Annotated in this window: 23 protein-coding genes; 16 read left to right on the top strand and 7 right to left on the bottom strand. The window is 66.9% G+C overall.

Going from position 1 to position 16,820, the window contains the following annotated elements:
- Nucleotides 1–66: 66 nt before the first annotated feature.
- From ACE3QC_RS07580 to ACE3QC_RS07570, 3 genes are all read right to left on the bottom strand, one after another.
- Nucleotides 67–1,317, bottom strand: a complete 1,251-nt coding sequence (locus tag ACE3QC_RS07580; RefSeq protein WP_374406889.1) for an aminotransferase class I/II-fold pyridoxal phosphate-dependent enzyme — start codon at nucleotides 1,315–1,317, stop codon at nucleotides 67–69.
- On the bottom strand, nucleotides 1,314–1,559 hold the full coding sequence (locus ACE3QC_RS07575; protein WP_374406887.1) for an acyl carrier protein: 246 nt from the start codon (nucleotides 1,557–1,559) through the stop codon (nucleotides 1,314–1,316). The genes ACE3QC_RS07580 and ACE3QC_RS07575 overlap by 4 nt, the downstream gene beginning before the upstream one ends.
- Before the next feature lie 79 nt (nucleotides 1,560–1,638).
- Nucleotides 1,639–2,007, bottom strand: a complete 369-nt coding sequence (locus ACE3QC_RS07570; protein ID WP_374408021.1) for a response regulator — start codon at nucleotides 2,005–2,007, stop codon at nucleotides 1,639–1,641.
- Nucleotides 2,008–2,164: 157 nt separating this feature from the next.
- Between ACE3QC_RS07570 and ACE3QC_RS07565 the strand changes: the two genes are divergently transcribed.
- The 5 genes from ACE3QC_RS07565 to ACE3QC_RS07545 are packed head-to-tail and all read left to right on the top strand — an operon-like array spanning nucleotide 2,165 to nucleotide 5,351.
- Nucleotides 2,165–2,374: a DUF3572 family protein gene (locus tag ACE3QC_RS07565; RefSeq protein WP_374406885.1), complete on the top strand. Its 210-nt coding sequence runs from the start codon at nucleotides 2,165–2,167 to the stop codon at nucleotides 2,372–2,374.
- Nucleotides 2,371–3,012, top strand: coding sequence for an HAD family hydrolase (locus ACE3QC_RS07560; protein ID WP_374406883.1), 642 nt, complete (start codon nucleotides 2,371–2,373; stop codon nucleotides 3,010–3,012). The genes ACE3QC_RS07565 and ACE3QC_RS07560 overlap by 4 nt, the downstream gene beginning before the upstream one ends.
- Entirely contained in the window at nucleotides 3,009–3,470 is a 462-nt protein-coding gene (locus tag ACE3QC_RS07555) for a RidA family protein (protein ID WP_374406881.1), read from the top strand. The genes ACE3QC_RS07560 and ACE3QC_RS07555 overlap by 4 nt, the downstream gene beginning before the upstream one ends.
- Complete coding sequence (locus ACE3QC_RS07550) at nucleotides 3,442–4,215, top strand: glycerophosphodiester phosphodiesterase family protein (protein WP_374406879.1); 774 nt, start codon at nucleotides 3,442–3,444, stop codon at nucleotides 4,213–4,215. The genes ACE3QC_RS07555 and ACE3QC_RS07550 overlap by 29 nt, the downstream gene beginning before the upstream one ends.
- Complete coding sequence (locus ACE3QC_RS07545; RefSeq protein ID WP_374406877.1) at nucleotides 4,212–5,351, top strand: GNAT family N-acetyltransferase; 1,140 nt, start codon at nucleotides 4,212–4,214, stop codon at nucleotides 5,349–5,351. Before ACE3QC_RS07550 ends, ACE3QC_RS07545 begins: the two co-directional genes overlap by 4 nt.
- A 36-nt stretch (nucleotides 5,352–5,387) precedes the next feature.
- On the opposite strand, the gene ACE3QC_RS07540 is transcribed toward ACE3QC_RS07545, so the two are convergent.
- Complete coding sequence (locus ACE3QC_RS07540; protein WP_374406875.1) at nucleotides 5,388–5,717, bottom strand: hypothetical protein; 330 nt, start codon at nucleotides 5,715–5,717, stop codon at nucleotides 5,388–5,390.
- 277 nt (nucleotides 5,718–5,994) lie between these two features.
- Here ACE3QC_RS07540 and dksA point away from each other — a divergent pair, with 277 nt between their 5' ends.
- From dksA to kynU, 6 genes are all read left to right on the top strand, one after another.
- On the top strand, nucleotides 5,995–6,453 hold the full coding sequence (dksA, locus tag ACE3QC_RS07535; RefSeq protein ID WP_374406873.1) for an RNA polymerase-binding protein DksA: 459 nt from the start codon (nucleotides 5,995–5,997) through the stop codon (nucleotides 6,451–6,453).
- 139 nt (nucleotides 6,454–6,592) lie between these two features.
- On the top strand, nucleotides 6,593–6,958 hold the full coding sequence (locus ACE3QC_RS07530) for a PilZ domain-containing protein (protein ID WP_374406871.1): 366 nt from the start codon (nucleotides 6,593–6,595) through the stop codon (nucleotides 6,956–6,958).
- 53 nt (nucleotides 6,959–7,011) lie between these two features.
- Complete coding sequence (locus ACE3QC_RS07525) at nucleotides 7,012–8,517, top strand: ABC transporter substrate-binding protein (protein WP_374406869.1); 1,506 nt, start codon at nucleotides 7,012–7,014, stop codon at nucleotides 8,515–8,517.
- A gap of 288 nt (nucleotides 8,518–8,805) precedes the next feature.
- Nucleotides 8,806–9,231, top strand: a complete 426-nt coding sequence (locus tag ACE3QC_RS07520; RefSeq protein WP_374406867.1) for a DUF4112 domain-containing protein — start codon at nucleotides 8,806–8,808, stop codon at nucleotides 9,229–9,231.
- A gap of 36 nt (nucleotides 9,232–9,267) precedes the next feature.
- Nucleotides 9,268–10,059 (top strand): tryptophan 2,3-dioxygenase, encoded by a 792-nt coding sequence (locus ACE3QC_RS07515; RefSeq protein ID WP_374406865.1) that lies wholly within the window; start codon nucleotides 9,268–9,270, stop codon nucleotides 10,057–10,059.
- Between the two features lie 190 nt (nucleotides 10,060–10,249).
- A complete protein-coding gene (kynU, locus tag ACE3QC_RS07510) occupies nucleotides 10,250–11,476 on the top strand; it encodes a kynureninase (protein WP_374406863.1) in 1,227 nt (408 codons plus the stop codon).
- A 74-nt stretch (nucleotides 11,477–11,550) separates the two neighbouring features.
- Here the strand turns inward: kynU and ACE3QC_RS07505 are convergent, their stop codons facing one another.
- Nucleotides 11,551–12,387 carry a hypothetical protein gene (locus ACE3QC_RS07505; RefSeq protein ID WP_374406861.1) on the bottom strand — a complete coding sequence of 279 codons (837 nt, stop codon included), beginning with the start codon at nucleotides 12,385–12,387 and terminating at the stop codon, nucleotides 11,551–11,553.
- A gap of 280 nt (nucleotides 12,388–12,667) precedes the next feature.
- The gene (locus ACE3QC_RS07500; protein ID WP_374408019.1) at nucleotides 12,668–13,255 is read right to left on the bottom strand and encodes an HNH endonuclease; all 588 of its coding nucleotides are present in this window, start codon (nucleotides 13,253–13,255) and stop codon (nucleotides 12,668–12,670) included.
- 143 nt (nucleotides 13,256–13,398) lie between these two features.
- Here ACE3QC_RS07500 and gluQRS point away from each other — a divergent pair, with 143 nt between their 5' ends.
- Genes gluQRS through ACE3QC_RS07475 form a run of 5 tightly spaced genes read left to right on the top strand, consistent with a single transcriptional unit; the run spans nucleotide 13,399 to nucleotide 16,394 of the window.
- Nucleotides 13,399–14,271 carry a tRNA glutamyl-Q(34) synthetase GluQRS gene (gluQRS, locus tag ACE3QC_RS07495; protein WP_374408017.1) on the top strand — a complete coding sequence of 291 codons (873 nt, stop codon included), beginning with the start codon at nucleotides 13,399–13,401 and terminating at the stop codon, nucleotides 14,269–14,271.
- Nucleotides 14,268–14,498, top strand: coding sequence for a hypothetical protein (locus ACE3QC_RS07490; RefSeq protein WP_374406859.1), 231 nt, complete (start codon nucleotides 14,268–14,270; stop codon nucleotides 14,496–14,498). Before gluQRS ends, ACE3QC_RS07490 begins: the two co-directional genes overlap by 4 nt.
- A gap of 19 nt (nucleotides 14,499–14,517) precedes the next feature.
- The gene (locus ACE3QC_RS07485; protein ID WP_374406858.1) at nucleotides 14,518–15,090 is read left to right on the top strand and encodes a cob(I)yrinic acid a,c-diamide adenosyltransferase; all 573 of its coding nucleotides are present in this window, start codon (nucleotides 14,518–14,520) and stop codon (nucleotides 15,088–15,090) included.
- A gap of 42 nt (nucleotides 15,091–15,132) precedes the next feature.
- A complete protein-coding gene (locus ACE3QC_RS07480; protein ID WP_374406856.1) occupies nucleotides 15,133–16,002 on the top strand; it encodes a 3-hydroxyacyl-CoA dehydrogenase family protein in 870 nt (289 codons plus the stop codon).
- A 53-nt stretch (nucleotides 16,003–16,055) separates the two neighbouring features.
- Entirely contained in the window at nucleotides 16,056–16,394 is a 339-nt protein-coding gene (locus ACE3QC_RS07475) for a hypothetical protein (protein ID WP_374406854.1), read from the top strand.
- A gap of 4 nt (nucleotides 16,395–16,398) precedes the next feature.
- On the opposite strand, the gene ACE3QC_RS07470 is transcribed toward ACE3QC_RS07475, so the two are convergent.
- On the bottom strand, nucleotides 16,399–16,800 hold the full coding sequence (locus tag ACE3QC_RS07470; protein WP_374406852.1) for a hypothetical protein: 402 nt from the start codon (nucleotides 16,798–16,800) through the stop codon (nucleotides 16,399–16,401).
- Between the last annotated feature and the right edge of the window lie 20 nt (nucleotides 16,801–16,820).

The following is a 16,820-nucleotide window of genomic DNA, read 5'->3' as shown; positions in this document are numbered from 1 at the left end:
GCCGTATTTATCCTGCAAAACCGCAAAAATGCAATAATGCAGGATAAATATCGTTTTTTCCGATATTTAAACTATCCCCACAGCCTCCCCCGCGCGTTCGAACATGCCGAGAATCGTCTCGACCTCCCCCTCCGAATGCTCGGCGCAGAGCGAGCAGCGCAGCAGGGTCATGTTAGCCGGGGTCGCGGGGGGGCGGGCGAGGTTGACGTAGAGGCCTTCCTTCAAGAGCGCTTCCCACATCGCCGCGCCGCGCTCGAGGTCGGGCATGATGACCGCGACGATCGCGCTCTGCGGTTCCTCGGTGCCGAGCGAAAAGCCCAGATCCTTCAGCCCGCCGTGCAGCCGCTTGGAATTTTCCCACAGGTGCGCGCGCTTGTTGCTGCCCTGCATCAGCTTGCGGATGCTGGTGGCGGCGGTCGCGACCACGCTCGGCGGCAGGCTCGCGGTGAACACGTAGGGGCGGCAGACCAGCCGCATGATCTCGAACTTCGGGTGGTTGGAAACGCAGAAGCCGCCCACCGTGCCCACGCTCTTGGAGAACGTGCCGATGATGAAATCGACGTCGTCGATCACGCCCGCCTGTTCGCACACGCCGCGCCCGTGTTCGCCGATGAAGCCCATCGAGTGCGCCTCGTCCACCAGCACCATCGCGCCGTGCTTCTTGGCGACCGCGACCATTTCGGCGAGCGGCGCCACGTCGCCGAGCATCGAGTAGACGCCTTCGAGCACGACCAGCTTGCCCGCGCCTTCGGGAATGCGGCCGAGCCGCTTGTCCATCGCCTCGATATCGTTGTGCTTGAAGGGCACGATCTCGGCCTTGCCCATCGCACACCCGTCCCAGATGCTGGCGTGGCTGTCGATGTCGAGCACGACGTAGTCGCCCTTGCCCGCGATCGTGGAGATGATGCCGAGGTTCGCCTGGTATCCGGTGGAGAACACCATCGCGTGGTCCATCGCGTAGAACTCGCGCAGCGCGTCCTCGCATTCCTTGTGGCCCTGATACGTCCCGTTCAGCACGCGGCTGCCGGTGGTGCCCGATCCGAAATCGTCGAGCGCCTGCTTGCCCGCCTCGACCACGTCGGGGTCGAACGTCATACCCATGTAGTTGTACGTGCCGAGCAGGATCGTATCGCGCCCGTTGCAGATCGCGCGGGTGGGGGAGAGGACCTTCTCCATCACCAGGTTGAACGGATCTTCCTGCCCGCTCGACAGCAGGCCCTCGCGCATCGCGATCAGATCGTCGAACTTGCTGAACAGGTCGGGCGTATCGCCTTCGCGGGTCACGGGCTTGTCGGGCTGGGAGACGCCTTCGCTCACTGGCCGGCCCGCATCGCGTGGACCGCATCCACGAGTTGGCCGTAGGTCTCGATCTCGGCCTGCTGGTTCATCGAGATGATCACGTCGAACTCGTCCTCGATCGCGGCGACGAAATCCATCACCGTCAGGCTGTCGAATTCCAGGTCGCCCGCGAACGTGGTCGAATCCGCGATGGCGACGCCCTTCTTGTTGAACGGTTCGATCAGGCGGCGGATGGTCTGGTCGGTCTCGGCGCGGTCCATGCGATATTTCCAATCTCTGCGTTCGGGCGGTTCGCCCGGTAAACCAATGGCGCGGCAAAGCGGCTCCCGCCCCCGCTTGTCAAGCGGGCAGCAGCTTCCGCACTGCTGCCATGAACGGGCCGATCGACACCGGCTTGGCGAGATAGTCCGCCGCCCCGGCGTCGCGGATACGGTCCTCGTCGCCCTTGCCGGCGTAGGCGGTCACCGCCAGCACGGGCACATCGGCCAGCGCGCCGTCGGCCTTCAGTCCGGCGATCAGGTCGAGGCCGGAAACGCCGGGAAGCTGGATATCCATCAGCACGAGATCGGGCGCGAAGGCGCGCGCGGCGTTCAGCACCAGCTCCCCATCGGCCACCGGCTCGACCGCGAAACCGTTCGCGCGCAGCACGTCGCAGAACAATTTGCGGTTGAGGTCGTTGTCCTCGACAACCAGTATTCTCTTTGCCACAGCCTCGCTCATTCCGGGCCCGCTCCTCAGCTTGCCCGGACGCCTTATGACCCCCGAAGGACGCTGACAAATCATTCGCGAACCCGCCCCCTCTTCGCAATCTTCCGCACATTCATCTGGCGACCCCGATTCGCTGGCGCTCGCCGCGCTCGGCTGGGTGCTGCAGGACGACGACCGCGCGCAGCGGTTGCTCTCGCTCACCGGCCTGACGCCCGATATCCTGCGCGAGCGGTTGACCGACCGGCAGGTGCTCGGCGCGGTGCTCGAATTCCTCGCCAATCACGAACCCGATCTTGTACTCGCGGCGGATGCACTGAATGTCGCGCCCGAGAAACTGATCGCCGCCCACCGGGAGCTGTCCGCATGAGCCGCCCGCTCGTCATCTCCGACTGCGACGAGGTCCTGCTCCACATGGTCGCGCATTTCCGTGACTGGCTGGGAGAGAGCGAAGGCGTCGATTTCAGCCTCGACAGCAACAATTTCGCGCAGGCGATGCGCTGGCGGACGAACGGCGAGCTGGTCGGCGAGCGCGATATTTGGCGCCTGCTCGGCAGCTTCTTCGATACCGAGATGCACCGCCAGCTCCCGATCGAAGGCGCTCTGGAAGGGATCAACGCGCTGGCCGATCATGCCGACGTGGTGATCCTCACCAACCTCACCGACGAGCGGCAGGCCCGCCGCACCCGCCAGCTCGCCGATCACGGGCTGGATGTGCGGGTGTTCACCAACCAGGGGCCGAAGGGCCCGGCGTTGAAGGCGATCGTCGAGGAATACGCGCCCTCCCGCGCGGTGTTCATCGACGACCTGCCGCAGCACCACCATTCCGCCGCTGAAACCGTGCCCGATGTGCGCCGCCTACACCTCTGCGGCGAGCCGCTGCTCGCCCCGCATATCGATTGCGCGCACCGCGCCGGGCACGCCCACGCGCGGATCGACACCTGGGCCGAGGCGACGCCCTGGCTCCTCGAACAACTGCAAACCGAAAACAGCAAGGAACAGGCATGAGCATCGACGCGAAACTCGGCGAACTCGGGATCACGCTACCGCAGGCCGCCGCGCCGGTGGCGAGCTATCAGCCGGTCGTCGTCCACGGCGGCTTCGCGCACGTTTCGGGCCAGCTCCCGTTCGTGGAGGGCGATCTGGTCAAGGGCCGGCTGGGCGAGGACGTCTCGCTCGAAGACGGCGCCGCCGCGGCGCGCGCCTGCGGGCTGATGATCCTCGCGCAGCTGAAGGCCGCGCTCGGCTCGCTCGACCGGGTGGAGCGCGTGGTCAAGCTCGGCGCCTTCGTCAATTCGGCGGCGGATTTCACCGACCAGCCCAAGGTCGCCAACGGTGCTTCGGACCTGATGTTCGAGGTGTTCGGCGAAATCGGCCGCCACGCGCGCAGCGCGGTCGGCGTGCCGGTGCTGCCGCTCGGCGTCGCGGTCGAGGTGGATGCGATTGTCGCCGTTCGCGCCGATTGATTCCTGGCGCGCGCCGCCGCCCGATCCCCGGCGCGTCGCATGGCTCGGGCGCGGGGCCTACGCGCATCGTGGGCTGCATGCGCCCGGCGTACCGGAGAATTCGCCCTCGGCCTTCGCCGAGGCGATGGTGCGCGGAATGGGCATCGAATGCGACGTCCAGCGCACCGGAGACGGGCGCGCGGCGGTGTTCCACGACTGGGATCTCGACCGACTGACCGATGACAGCGGCCCGCTGCTGCGTCGGCCGCTGGTCGAGATCGAGGCGCTCGCGCTGTCGGGCAGCAGCGACCGCATCCCCTCGCTCGAACGCCTGCTCAGCCAGATCGCCGGCCGGGTGCCGTTGCTGATCGAGCTGAAATCGAAGCGCGAGCGGCGCGTGTCTCCGCTGTGCCTCGCGGTGCGCCGCGCGCTCGACGGCTATCAGGGGCACCACGCGGTGATGAGCTTCGACCCGCGGGTGTCGCGCTGGTTCGCGGTCCATGCGCCGCGCATCGTGCGCGGGCTGGTGGTGACTGAGGAAGACGATCGCGGGATGGCCGGGCGTCTCCGCCGCCACGCCGCGCTGTGGCACGCGCGCCCCGATTTCCTCGCCTACGACGTGCGCGACCTGCCGAGCGCTTTCGCCGCCGGCCAGCGCAAACGCGGGCTGCCGGTCCTTACCTGGACGGTGGGCAGCGCCGAACTCCGCGAGCGCGCGGCTTCCCACGCCGATGCCGCCATCGCGGAGGGCGAGGGGATGGCGTGAGCGATTCCGGCCAGCGCATCCGCGTCGCCGAATCGGTCGGTTCGCTGCCGCGCGAGCAATGGGACCGGCTGGCGGGCGCGGGCAATCCGTTCGTCTCGTGGGATTTCCTCACCGCGCTGGAGGATTCGGGCAGCGTCGGGCCGGCCACCGGATGGCAGCCGCTGCCGATCGTGATCGAGCGGGGCGAGGGCAATCAACTCGCCGCGGCGATGCCCGCCTACGCGAAGTCGCACAGCCAGGGCGAATACGTGTTCGACCACGCCTGGGCCGACGCCTACGAGCGCGCGGGCGGCAGCTACTATCCCAAGCTCCAGATCGCCGCGCCGTTCACGCCGGCCACCGGGCCGCGCCTGCTCGCCGCCAATCCCGAAGACGCGCTGCTGCTGCTGCGCGCGGCGGAGGCGGTGTGCGGCCAGTTCGGCCTGTCCTCGGCCCACGCGACCTTCGTCGAACCCGCGCAGCGCGCGCTGTTCGAAGCGGGCGACTGGCTGATGCGCGCCGACATCCAGTTCCATTGGGAAAATCGCGGCTACGCCAGCTTCGACGAATTCACGGGTGCGCTCGCCTCGCGCAAGCGCCGCGCGATCCGCAAGGAACGCGCGGCCGCGCAGGAAGGGCTGGAGATCCGGCACCTGACCGGCGCGGAAATCCGCCCCGAGCACTGGGATGCGTTCTGGGTGTTCTATCAGGATACCGGCGCGCGCAAATGGGGCCATCCCTACCTGACGCGCGAAGCGTTCGAGCTGCTGGGGCAACGGATGCCGGACCGCATCCTGCTGGTCCTCGCCTACGACGGCGAAACCCCGATCGCGGGCGCGCTCAATTTCATCGGCGCAGACACGCTGTTCGGCCGCTACTGGGGTTGCACCGAGGAACGGCGCTTCCTCCATTTCGAGCTGTGCTACTATCAGGCAATCGACGCCGCGATCGCACGCGGGCTGGCGCGGGTCGAGGCGGGCGCGCAAGGCGGGCACAAGCTCATGCGTGGCTACGAGCCGGTCGAGACGTGGTCGGCGCACTGGATCGCCGACCCGGGCTTCCGCGATGCGGTCGCCGATTTCCTCGAGCGCGAGCGCGAAGGCGTGGCCGCCGACGCCGCGCTGATGGCCGACCGCGGGCCATTCAGAAGAGGTTAGAGTTTTTTTATCTTTCGGCGAAAGCCGAACGGAAAACTAAGCCGCTCGGCGCGCTTCGGTGTTCAGCCATTCGCGCGCGCGGCGCTGGGCTTCGGCGATCTCGCGTGCGGTCATCTCGTCGGAGATGTCGGCGCGGCATCCGGCGGCATCCTCGTGCCCGTTCACGGCGGCGAGGTTGAACCACTTGTGCGCTTCGATCAGGTCGCACGGCGCGCCGTGGCTGCCGGTCGAAAACGCCACGCCGAGGTCGAAATAGGCCACGATATCGCCTTGCGCCGCAGCGGCGAGGCAGCGCGCGACGAGCATGTCGGCGGCGATAGCACCCGCCGGAATGGCCATCCCGCCTTCGATCGGAGTCAAATCCATCGCAAGTTCCCCCATTCGTTCGGGCGGCCCCCTGTTTGCCGCCACGCTCCCAATCTCGGCAAAGATGGTCAACAATTGGTTAACGCGGTCCGGGGCGGCGTCTATCGTTCGGGCAGGCTTAAGATTTCCACCGCTAGGGGGCGCTCTCCGATTGCCGCTTGTGCCGGTCGGGGCCCCCGCCTATAGGCGCGCGCAATGCGAGGCCCCGGGCCGGGAACTGGCTCGCGGCGCGGTCTTGTTAAGGGTCGGCCCCGGCCGGCAGGGTTGAGAGGCACTTATGGCGTCGGCGATCACCACCGACCTCGATGTTCTTGAAAAGGCCAAAAAATCGATTGCGGCGGGCTATTTGCCCGACGACGACGAGCCTTACATGGGCGAGCGCCAGGCGAACTATTTCCGCATGCTGCTGCTCGAATGGAAGCGGTCGATCCTCGATGCGTCCTCGGCCACGCTCCAGTCGCTGCAGGACGGCCCGATCCGCGAGCCCGACCTCAACGACCGCGCCTCGAGCGAGACCGACTGGAGCATCGAGCTGCGCACGCGTGACCGGCAGCGCAAGCTCATCTCCAAGATCGATTCCGCGCTGCGCCGGCTCGACGCGGGCGAATACGGCTATTGCGAGGTCACCGGCGATCCGATCGGCATCCGCCGCCTGATCGCGCGTCCGGTCGCGACGATGACGGTCGAGGCGCAGGAAGCGCACGAGCGGCGCGAGAAGATCTCGCGCGACGATTGAGCGCGCGCCGGCCCCCGGCTTGCCCGGCGGGAAAACAGGCTTAAAGCTTCTTTAGCCTATCCGGGGGTAGGTCGATTCGTGTTCCGCGGGCGGTTCCGCGCAATGGATGGCACGATCGAAGGAAAGGACGGGATCGCGAATGTCCGGCGTCGACACCAGGCACATTCCGCGCGACAGCCTCTTCCTGATGGCGACCGTTCGCCTCGCCGGCGACGATGCCGAACACCGGGTCAAGGTACGCAACCTCTCCGCCGGCGGGATGATGGCCGAAGGCGATCTGCGGGTGGAGCGCGGCTCCCGCCTCGCGGTCGAACTGCGCGCGGTCGGCTGGGTCGACGGCGTGGTCGCCTGGGTCCAGGACAAACGCTTCGGCATCGCCTTTTCCGACGAGATCGATCCCAAGGCCGTCCGCGCGCCGGTCACGACGGGCGATGCGCGCGCGCCGCGCTACACTCGGCCCGCCGGACTCCCCGGCGCCGACGCCTCGCGCCTGCGCAAGCTTTAGAACGATCTTCCGCGCTGACCGCGCGCGCGTTCCTTGCTAGGGCGCGAAGCGCAATGCGAATCCGTCCGCTCGTCCTCGCGCTCGTCGCGCCTCTGACCCTGATCCTGACGGGATGCGGCGCGTCCGGCGGCGACGATATCGTCGACGTGGTGTTCATCGGCACGCCGGAGGATCTCACCGAAACCGGCCTGCGCCTGGCCCCGGCCGCGCAGCATCTGCGCGCCGCTACCGCCGAAGGGCTGGTCGCGCTCGACGCCGGGGGCAATGTCGTCCCGGCGGTGGCGGAGCGCTGGATCGTCACCGACGACGGCCTCAGCTACATTTTCCGCCTGCGCAATTCGGACTGGCCCGACGGCACCGCGATCGAGGGCGAGGCGGTTCGCGCCGAGCTGGAGCGCACGATCGCGCGCCTGCGCGGCACTTCGCTCGGGCTCGACCTCGCCAAGATCGGCGAAGTGCGCGCGATGACCGGGCGGGTGATCGAGATCCGGCTCGCCAGCCCGATGCCCGATCTGCTGCAGATCCTCGCGCAGCCCGAACTCGGCCTGCGCCGCGGCGGTGCCGGGATGGGGCCGATGCGCGCGGCGGAATCGGACAACGGCTGGCTCCTCACGCCGATGGCGCCGCGCACCCGCGGCCTGCCGGAAGACCCGCGGTGGGAGGACCGGGCGCGCCAGGTGCGCCTGCGCGCGCTGCCGGCGAGCGAGGCGATCGCGGCGTTCGATTCGGGCGCAGCCGACCTCGTGCTCGGCGGCTCGCTGGTCAACCTGCCGCTGGCCGACGTCGGGGCGCTCTCGCGCGGGACCGTCCGGCTCGACGCGGCGCTCGGGCTGTTCGGCCTGCAGGTCCACGCCGGGCGCGACGGCGAGAACGGCCTGCTCGCCGACGCCGCGCGGCGCGAGGCCCTGGCGCTGGCGATCGACCGCGAAGCCCTGCTCCAGCCGTTCAGCATCGGCGGCTGGATTCCGACCACGCGGCTCGTCCCGCCCGGCCTGCCCGACGATATCGGCACGATCGCCGAGCGCTGGACCGACCTCTCGATCGAGGAGCGCCGCGCGCTCGCCGCCCGGCGGATCGCCGCGTGGGACGGAGGCGAGGGCGGCGAGGAGGGCGGCAGTGCCGCACCGCGCGCCACGATCTTTCTCCCGCCCGGGCCCGGATCGGACACGCTGTTCACCCAACTGGCGCAGGATCTCGCGGCCATCGGAGTCACGCTGGCGCGGGTCGACAGCGCGGACGAAGCCGATCTCACGCTCGTCGACCGGGTCGCACGCTACGGCGGGGCGCGCTGGTTCCTCAACCAGTTCAGCTGCAGCCTCGACCGCGGACTGTGCGTGCCCGAAGCCGACCTGCGCGTGGCCGAAGCGATCTCCGCGCCCGATCCGATCACCCGCGGCGCGCTGTTCGCCGAGGCCGAAGCCGACCTGCTTTCGGCCAACGTCTACATTCCGCTCGGCGCGCCGATCCGCTGGTCGCTGCTGCGCGGCGGGGTCCAGGGGTTCGAGGAAAATCGCTGGTCGATCCATCCCTTGTTCCCGCTCGCGCTGCGGCCCATCTAAGGGTCGAAGCTCAATCAGGCCGCGGATCGAGATTGCCCATGAGAGCCCGCCGACAAGGAGTGCAGCGCAGTCGCCTAGCAGCGCTAAGCGCAAGCAAGCGACGCTGCTCGGCGGGCTCTCATGGGCAACCGCTGCGCGGCGGGCGGCTTTTGGCGCCATGCGGCGTCGCGCGTCGGTCACGATGGATATCCATCGCTCCCTCCTTGCTCCTTGCCTGGAGCCAAAATCCGCTCCGTCTCGACCGCGGCCTGATTGAATTTCGACCCTAGCAGGAAGGAGATCGCGAGAATGGACCAGCCGCCGCCCCGCCAGGCCCGCCCGATGGGAGGGTTCGACCTGCCCACCGGCAACGATCCGCATTCGGTGCGCCGCCGGATCGAGGCGATGGAGCACGTCCTCGAACGCAGCTTCCGCATCCCCGGCATCAACTATCCGGTTGGGCTCGATTCGGTCGTCGGGCTGGTGCCCGTGGTCGGCGACGTGGTGACCGCGGCGATGGGCGCCTACATAGTGTGGGAAGCGCGCAACCTCGGCCTGCCGAAGTGGAAGCTGTGGCGCATGGCGGGCAATGTCGCGTTCGACACCGCGGTGGGCGCGATTCCGATCGCCGGCGACGCGTTCGACCTGTTGTTCCGCTCGAACACGCGCAACCTCAGGATCGTGAAGAAGCATCTCGACAAGCACCATCCCGCGACACAGGTGGTCGAGGGATAGTTTCACTCGCAATCGGATCGCGCTAGGGCCGCAGGCATGGCCCGCGACGTAACCTACGCTTCCTACCTCGATCTCGACCGCATCCTGTCGGCGCAGCACCCGGTGTCGGGCGCGCACGACGAGATGCTGTTCATCGTCGTTCACCAGGCGAGCGAGCTGTGGCTCAAGCTGTGCCTGCACGAATTGCAGGCCGCGCGCGAATGCATCGCCGCCGATCGCCTGCGCCCGGCGTTCAAGATGCTCGCCCGCGTCGCCCGCGCGCAGGGGCAACTGATCCAGAGCTGGGACGTGCTCTCGACGATGACCCCGCACGATTATTCCACCGTGCGCCCGCACCTCGGCAATTCGAGCGGTTTCCAGTCCGCCCAGTACCGGCTGATGGAATTCCTCCTCGGCGGGCGCAACCCGGACATGGTGACGATGCACGAAGCGGTGCCCGAGGTGGCCGCGCAGCTTCGCGCCGAACTCGCGCGGCCGAGCATCTACCTCGAAACCGTGCGCCTGCTCGCCCAGCGCGGCTTCGCGATTCCCGAGGGCGTGCTGAACCGCGCGCACGCGGCGCCGTGGGAGATTTCCGAAGAGGTTGAGGCCGCATGGGCCGAGATCTACCGCAACCCCGCCGAGCACTGGGACCTCTACGAACTCGCCGAAAAGCTGGTCGATCTCGAATACCATTTCCAGCGCTGGCGCTTCGGCCATCTGAAGACGGTGGAGCGGATCATCGGCTTCAAGAAGGGCACCGGTGGAACGCCGGGCGTGCCCTATCTGGAAGGCGTGCTCAAACAGGCGTTCTTCCCCGAACTGCTCAGCGTGCGGACGGCGATATGAGCGTGTCGCGGATGGCTGGCGTAGCCGGACTTCACACGAAGACACGAAGCCACGAAGATGCCCCGCGGCACGAAGTGTCGCGCTCGAACCGCATAGCCCGAAGCACAGTCGCGGCGCTGCCGCAGGTACACGATCTTCGTGCCTTCGTGTCTTCGTGTGAGCAAAACCACATCGCCGGGACCCAAAAGGCGTGAGCGATCCGATAGATCAGGCCCGCGCCCTCGACGCCGCCGATCCCTTGCGCGATTACCGCGCTTGGTTCGAGCTGCCCGCAGGCGTGATCTACCTCGACGGCAACTCGCTCGGCGCACTCCCTAAGGCGACGGCCGAGCGGCTGGCGCAAGTCGTGCACGGCGAGTGGGGCGAAGGGCTGATCCGAAGCTGGAACAGCGCGAGCTGGATCGACCTGCCGCAGCGCGTCGGCGGCAAGATCGCCCCGCTGATCGGCGCCGGGGCGGACGAGGTGATCGCCGCCGACAGCACCAGCGTGAACCTGTTCAAGCTGATCGCGGCAGCGCTCCACATGCGGCCCGGACGGAAAGTCATCCTCAGCGAGCCGGGCAATTTCCCGACTGATCTCTACATGATCGCCGGGCTGGAGGCGCAGGGACTGGCCACCCGCCGCCTCGCCCCGCGCGACAACATTGCCGACGCCTTGGACGAGGACGTCGCGCTGCTGCTGCTGACCCACGTCCACTACAAGACCGGCGAAGTGTTCGACATGGCCGCGCTCACCCGCGCCGCGCACGAAGCCGGGGCGCTGGTGCTGTGGGACCTGTCGCACAGCGCGGGCGCGATTCCGGTCGATCTGAACGGGTCGAACGCCGATTTCGCGGTCGGCTGCGGCTACAAGTACCTGAACGGCGGCCCCGGCGCCCCGGCCTTCGCCCACGCCGCGCGCCGCCACCACGACGCGCTGCAACAGCCGCTGACCGGCTGGATGGGCCACGCCGCGCCCTTCGCCTTTTCCGACGACTACGCGCCCGCGCCGGGCATCGGCCGCCTGCTCACCGGCACCCCGCCGATCCTCGGCCTCGCCGCGCTGGAAGCGGGCGTGGACCTGATCGCCGAAATCGGCATCGACCGCCTGGCCGCCAAATCGCGCGCGCTGTCCGAATTCTTCCGCGAATGCCTCGCCGAACACGGCCTCGAGCTCGACCTCGCCAGCCCGACCGATCCCGCACGGCGCGGCAGCCAGCTCTCCTTCCGCCACCCGCAGGCTTACGCCGTATGTCAGGCCCTGATCGCCCGCGGCGTCATCGGCGACTTCCGCGACCCCGACATCCTCCGCCTCGGCTTCGCCCCGGCCTACGTCTCATTCGCGGATGTCGCCGAAGCCGCCCGCCATCTCGCCGAAGTGCTGGAGAACGGCGAGTGGGAGCGGGCGGAATTTCAGGAGCGGGCAGCGGTAACGTGAAGTCTGCGATAGGGTGGGAAGCTGATTGAAGCTTCAAGCCTGCTTGTCTCAAATGAAGCCTTGGCCCAATGGTGCTACGTTTCCGTTCGCTCAATTACTTCGTTCGACACTGATCGCTCTTCTTTACCATCGATCTTGATCTTTGTGGTTTCGATAGAGGTCACCTGCTTAGCAACTCGCCCAGACTCGGAAACTGTCAAGATCACTTCGATGGTCCCAGTGATCTGCTCGACCGTTCGTCGTTCATAGGCTTCATCGAAGGTGATCGGTTCACCCATGATTTCGCCCACGATGACGTCATTCTGCGCCGCAGAGCGGTGAAAATGCTCCTCGTCCACAACCATTCTCACCCGAAATTCAGACCCGACGTCATTGAGCTTTTGAAGACTACCCGGACGAATTGCCGCTGGATGGGAGAAACTTGCTCCGTCTTCCAAGTTTTCGGGTTGTATATTGATCCTACGGACAGTTTCGAGAATTGCTTCAGGATCGCACTCCACTTGAAACGCGTTCCAGGTGAAATACCAAGTCCCGCATGCTTCAAAGGGAATTTCGGCTGCCTCCAGCCAGGCATCACGGCGAGCTTCCATATCGCCACGATTGACGATTTCCATCTTGCCATCATTCGCCTCAAAAATTCGAACCGGAAATTGCCAATCGATCAGTTGGGATTTTTCGTCAGGTTGGCGAGTGATGTCGAAAACTCGCTCAACTCCCTCATTTCTGATGGCAACGATCCGCTCGATATACTCGTGTCGGCCGCTACTGCTGGACGAGCCAGTTTCCTCTTCACTTTTCGACTCGTGAAATACGGTGATGTGAAAACTTTCTCCGGCTCGGTCGGGTGGCTCCTGTGCCCAAACACAGTCAGAAAAAATTGCCAACAAAACTAGGAGCCAATAATGTCTCATGCTGGACTTGCTAGTTGGATTTACATGAAAGTCCAAGGCTCGCTGGCCGCATGGGAATGATTTCTACGAAGTCGTCGCTATCGCACATTTCCGAATTCACTGTCCTACATGCCGCGTAGCATGGCAGCCCCGTTCCATGAGCTCCGCAAACCAGATTGTCGCAGGATTCGCAAAGGTGACAACGGCGACCCGGAAACGCCGTGCAAGCTCTTGTTTGTCATTCAGAAAACCGGACGACAAAGTTGTTCAAAGCACCCCGGTCGGTGGTCCACCGCCCGGCTCACGCCTCCAGTTCGATGTCCCAGTAGAGCCAGTCGCGCCAAGTCTCGTGGAGGTAGTTGGGCGGGAAGGCCTTGCCGCGTTCCTGCAATTGCCAGCTCGTCGGGCGGATCGGGGCGACGAGCGGCATGTGCGCCTGCTTGGGCGTGCGCCCGCCCTTCTTCATGTTGCACGGCGCGCAGGCGGTGGCGATGTTCTCCCACGTCGTCCGGCCGCCGAGCCGGCGGGGCACCACGTGATCGAACGTCAGGTGTTCGCCGCTCCCGCAATACTGACAGGCGAAGCGATCGCGCAGGAACAGGTTGAAGCGGGTGAAGGCCGGGAACTCGGACTGCTTCACGTATTGCTTCAGCGCGATCACGCTGGGGATCTTCATGTCGAGCGAGGGGGAGTGGACCTCGCGCTCGTAGCTCGCCACTACGTCCACCCGGTCGAGAAAGATCGCCTTGATCGCAGTCTGCCACGGCCACAGGCTCAGCGGGTAATACGACAGCGGGGTGTAGTCGGCGTTGAGCACGAGCGCGGGGCAGGCCGACAGGTTGCGTGTCGGGTCGTCATCGGCGCTCCTGAACCGCGCCGCGCGTTCGATCAGTTCAGCCTTGAACACCCTTCAGCGTCCTCCCTGATGCGTCGAAGGGAGCACTTGCCGCAAAAGGCGTCAAGCCTGTTACAGGATGCGAATCCACAAGCTTTTTGCCGCGAGTCGCGGCATTTGCGCCACGGAGAGTCCCGCTGACCGTCACCCGCTTCGCCCCCAGCCCCAACGGATCGCTGCACCTCGGGCATGCCTTCTCGGCGATCGTGGCGCACGATCTGGCGGCGCAGAGAGGCGGGCGCTTCCTGCTGCGGATCGAGAATATCGACGGCGCGCGCAGCCGGGCGGAACTGGCGGACGAGTTCCGCGAGGATCTCGCCTGGCTCGGCCTCGCATGGCGGGAGGTCGCGCCGCAGTCTGCCCGGCTGGAAAGCTACTCCGCAGCGGCGGAAACCTTGCGAGAACAAGGCCTGCTCTACCCCTGCACCTGCACCCGCGCCGAGATCGCCGCCGCCGCCACGGAAGCGGGGCCGGAGGGTCCAGTCTATCCCGGCACCTGCAAGGGCAGGGCGGGGGCGGGGGAAGGGCCGGTCGCGTGGCGGCTCGACGTGGCCGCCGCCCTCGAACGCACCGGCCCGCTCGAATGGATCGACGAACTGGCCGGGCCGCAAGCCGCCGATCCCGCGCGGCTGGGCCCCTCGCGGCTGGGCGACGTGGTGCTGGTGCGCAAGGCCGAGCCGGCGAGCTACCATCTCGCGGCCACGCTCGACGATGCAGCCGACGGCGTCACGCTGGTTACCCGTGGGCGCGACCTGTTCGCCGCGAGCCATGTTCACCGCCTGCTGCAGGCGCTGCTCGGCCTGCCGGTGCCGACATGGCATCACCACCCGCTGCTGCTGGACGAGAGCGGCATCAAGCTCGCCAAGCGCCGCAACTCGGGCGAGGAGGGCTTTGGGCTGGCCGACCGGCGGCGGGCGGGGGAGGACGGCGCGGCGCTCGCCGCCGCGTTGCGCGCGCACCGCTTCCCGGCTGGCATTTCGCTCGGCCAAGGCCTACATCGCACGGCATGACCACACTTCTCGTCATCGTCCTCGTCGTCCTCATGGGACTGGTCGTCTATTCGCTCGTTCGCGGCGTGGTCGCGTTCCTCAAGAGCACCAAGATGGACCTCGAGCAGGAGGACACCGGGCAGGCCACCGAGATGCAGCTCCTGCAGAACAAGATGATGTTCAACCGCATCAAGTATCAGGCGCTGGCGGTGGTCGTGGTCGCGGTGCTGCTCGCCATCGCCAACTGACCGAGCGCGCACCGTACACATGGTCAAGCTCAACAAGATCTACACCCGCACCGGCGACGAGGGCACTACCGGGCTGGTCGACGGTTCGCGCACCGCCAAGCATTCGCCGCGCATCGCCGCGATCGGCAAGGTCGATGCGGCGAACAGCGCGCTCGGCCTCGCGGCGGTTTCGCTCGCGGGCGGGGAGCACGCCGAAGCGATGCATCGTATCCAGAACGACCTGTTCGATCTCGGCGCCGACCTTGCCACGCCGGGGGAGGATTTTACACCATCGGAAATGACGCTGCGCATCGTGGCCTCGCAGGTCGATTGGCTGGAGACCGAGATCGACCGGCTGAACGAAGCGCTGGCCCCGCTCACCAGCTTCGTCCTTCCGGGCGGGACCGAGGCCGCTGCGCGCGTCCACGTCGCCCGCGCCGCCGCGCGCGAGGCGGAACGCGCGATGACCGAACTGGCGGAGGCCGAACCGGTCAATCCCGCCGCGCTCGCCTATGCCAACCGCCTGTCGGACCACCTGTTCGTCCTCGCCCGCGTGCTGAACGACAACGGCGCGGGCGACGTGAAGTGGGTGCCCGGAGCCAACCGCACCTAGCCAGCCGCACCTAACCAGCTGCAACCAAGAAGAGATCATGCGATGCAAAGGATAGCCGTCATCGGGGCGGGCCAGATGGGCTCGGGGATAGCGCAGACGGTCGCGCAGCACGGGATCGACGTGCTGCTCGCCGATGTCGATCTGGCGGTCGCCGAGAAGGCCGTCTCGGGCATCGAGCGCTCGCTCGGCAAGCTGGTCGCCAAGGACAAGATCGCCCAGGCCGATGCCGATGCCGCGCTGGCGCGCATCTCCCCGGTCGCCGACTACGCGCCGATGGCGGAAGCGGATTTGATTATCGAAGCCGCGACCGAGCGCGAGGCGGTGAAGCAGGCGATCTTCGAGCAGGCGGGCAAGGTGCTCGCGGCGGACGCGATCCTCGCCAGCAACACCAGCTCGATCCCGATCACGCGCATGGCGAACCACGCGCCCGATCCCGCGCGCTTCATCGGGTTGCATTTCTTCAACCCCGTACCGGTGATGGGGCTGATCGAGGTCATCCCCGGCCTCGCTACCTCGGAAGATACGGTCGCGCGTACCCGCGCTTTCGCCGAGAGCCTCGGCAAGGAAGTGGTGCTGAGCCAGGACGAGCCCGGCTTCGTGGTCAACCGCATCCTCCTACCGATGATCAACGAGGCGGCGACGGTGCTCGGGCAGGGCACTGCCGGCATCGCCGATATCGACAAGGGCTGCCGGCTCGGCCTCAATCACCCGATGGGGCCGTTGCAACTGGCCGATTTCGTCGGTCTCGACACCTGCCTCGAGATCGTGAAAGTGTTGCACGACACCACCGGCGACCCGCGCTACCGCCCGGCGCCGCTGCTGGTGAAATACGTCGAGGCGGGCTGGCTCGGCCGCAAGACGGGGCGCGGCTTCTACGATTATTCGGGCGAGGAGCCGGTGCCTACCCGCTGAAGCGGGAACGCGGTGCCGTCGCGGCCCGTTTGGCCATGTAAAGGAGACTTCGCATGACCGACACCCCCGCAAAGAGCCAGGAACAGCGCCAGGCCGACCTCGCCCCCGAAACGCACAACGCCGAACAGGACGATCACCTGTCGCAGGCGCAGGAGGTGGCGAAGGACGCGCAGGAGCCGTCCGAAACCAGCCCGACCGAAAGCAAGAAAAGCGACAATTCGAGCGGCCTGATGAACGATTCGACGCAGGACACCGTCGATCACATGCGCGACATGGAAAGCTCGGGCCGGATCGACATGGACGCCTATCGTGGCGAGCCGAACCACGACGACAACGTCGACAAGTACGGCAAGGCGCGCAAGCCCGACGGGCTGCGCGGCGACGGCACCTGAGCAATCAGAAATCGAGTTCGCCGCCGGGCTCGATAAACATCGCCTCGCCCTCGTCTTCGAGCAGCGCGCCGTCGCTGTCCGCGGAGTCGGGAGAAATGGTCGGACCGCTGTCCAGCCCCGCCGTGTCGTCGATCAATTCCTCGTCGGAGGCGAACTCGCCTCCGCCTTCGGACATTCCGCTCATCTCGGCGGAAGTCTCGGGTGGAGGAACGTAGAGTTCGCGCGAGGGAAGCCCGGGCGACTCCTCGATGGGTCCGACCTCTTCGACGAAGTCTGGCTCGTTGCGCACGAACCGGTCGAGCAGGCCCGCGTCGCGCTCGCTGCCCACGAGCAATACCACACCGACCAGCACGAGGCCGGCGAAGGCGAGGGCAATGCCCCGGCTGCGGAAGAGATTGGGTTCCATCGCGGCATCGGCATAACCGC

Origin of the sequence: Pelagerythrobacter sp. (assembly GCF_041912895.1) — a bacterium.
Taxonomy (GTDB): domain Bacteria; phylum Pseudomonadota; class Alphaproteobacteria; order Sphingomonadales; family Sphingomonadaceae; genus Pelagerythrobacter.
Note: the sequence above shows the minus strand (reverse complement) of the source record. Positions and strands in the feature narration are given on the sequence as shown.

What these genes read in the sequence shown, in the direction of transcription:
- ACE3QC_RS07520 (WP_374406867.1), top strand. Translation starts at nt 8,806, where the DNA reads ATGGACCAGCCGCCGCCCCGCCAGGCCCGCCCGATGGGAGGGTTCGAC.
- ACE3QC_RS07560 (WP_374406883.1), top strand. Translation starts at nt 2,371, where the DNA reads ATGAGCCGCCCGCTCGTCATCTCCGACTGCGACGAGGTCCTGCTCCAC.
- ACE3QC_RS07515 (WP_374406865.1), top strand. Translation starts at nt 9,268, where the DNA reads ATGGCCCGCGACGTAACCTACGCTTCCTACCTCGATCTCGACCGCATC.
- ACE3QC_RS07525 (WP_374406869.1), top strand. Translation starts at nt 7,012, where the DNA reads ATGCGAATCCGTCCGCTCGTCCTCGCGCTCGTCGCGCCTCTGACCCTG.
- ACE3QC_RS07475 (WP_374406854.1), top strand. Translation starts at nt 16,056, where the DNA reads ATGACCGACACCCCCGCAAAGAGCCAGGAACAGCGCCAGGCCGACCTC.
- ACE3QC_RS07480 (WP_374406856.1), top strand. Translation starts at nt 15,133, where the DNA reads ATGCAAAGGATAGCCGTCATCGGGGCGGGCCAGATGGGCTCGGGGATA.
- ACE3QC_RS07470 (WP_374406852.1), bottom strand. Translation starts at nt 16,800, where the DNA reads ATGGAACCCAATCTCTTCCGCAGCCGGGGCATTGCCCTCGCCTTCGCC.
- ACE3QC_RS07555 (WP_374406881.1), top strand. Translation starts at nt 3,009, where the DNA reads ATGAGCATCGACGCGAAACTCGGCGAACTCGGGATCACGCTACCGCAG.
- ACE3QC_RS07505 (WP_374406861.1), bottom strand. Translation starts at nt 12,387, where the DNA reads ATGAGACATTATTGGCTCCTAGTTTTGTTGGCAATTTTTTCTGACTGT.
- ACE3QC_RS07530 (WP_374406871.1), top strand. Translation starts at nt 6,593, where the DNA reads ATGTCCGGCGTCGACACCAGGCACATTCCGCGCGACAGCCTCTTCCTG.
- ACE3QC_RS07575 (WP_374406887.1), bottom strand. Translation starts at nt 1,559, where the DNA reads ATGGACCGCGCCGAGACCGACCAGACCATCCGCCGCCTGATCGAACCG.
- ACE3QC_RS07485 (WP_374406858.1), top strand. Translation starts at nt 14,518, where the DNA reads ATGGTCAAGCTCAACAAGATCTACACCCGCACCGGCGACGAGGGCACT.
- ACE3QC_RS07490 (WP_374406859.1), top strand. Translation starts at nt 14,268, where the DNA reads ATGACCACACTTCTCGTCATCGTCCTCGTCGTCCTCATGGGACTGGTC.
- ACE3QC_RS07550 (WP_374406879.1), top strand. Translation starts at nt 3,442, where the DNA reads ATGCGATTGTCGCCGTTCGCGCCGATTGATTCCTGGCGCGCGCCGCCG.
- dksA (WP_374406873.1), top strand. Translation starts at nt 5,995, where the DNA reads ATGGCGTCGGCGATCACCACCGACCTCGATGTTCTTGAAAAGGCCAAA.
- ACE3QC_RS07540 (WP_374406875.1), bottom strand. Translation starts at nt 5,717, where the DNA reads ATGGATTTGACTCCGATCGAAGGCGGGATGGCCATTCCGGCGGGTGCT.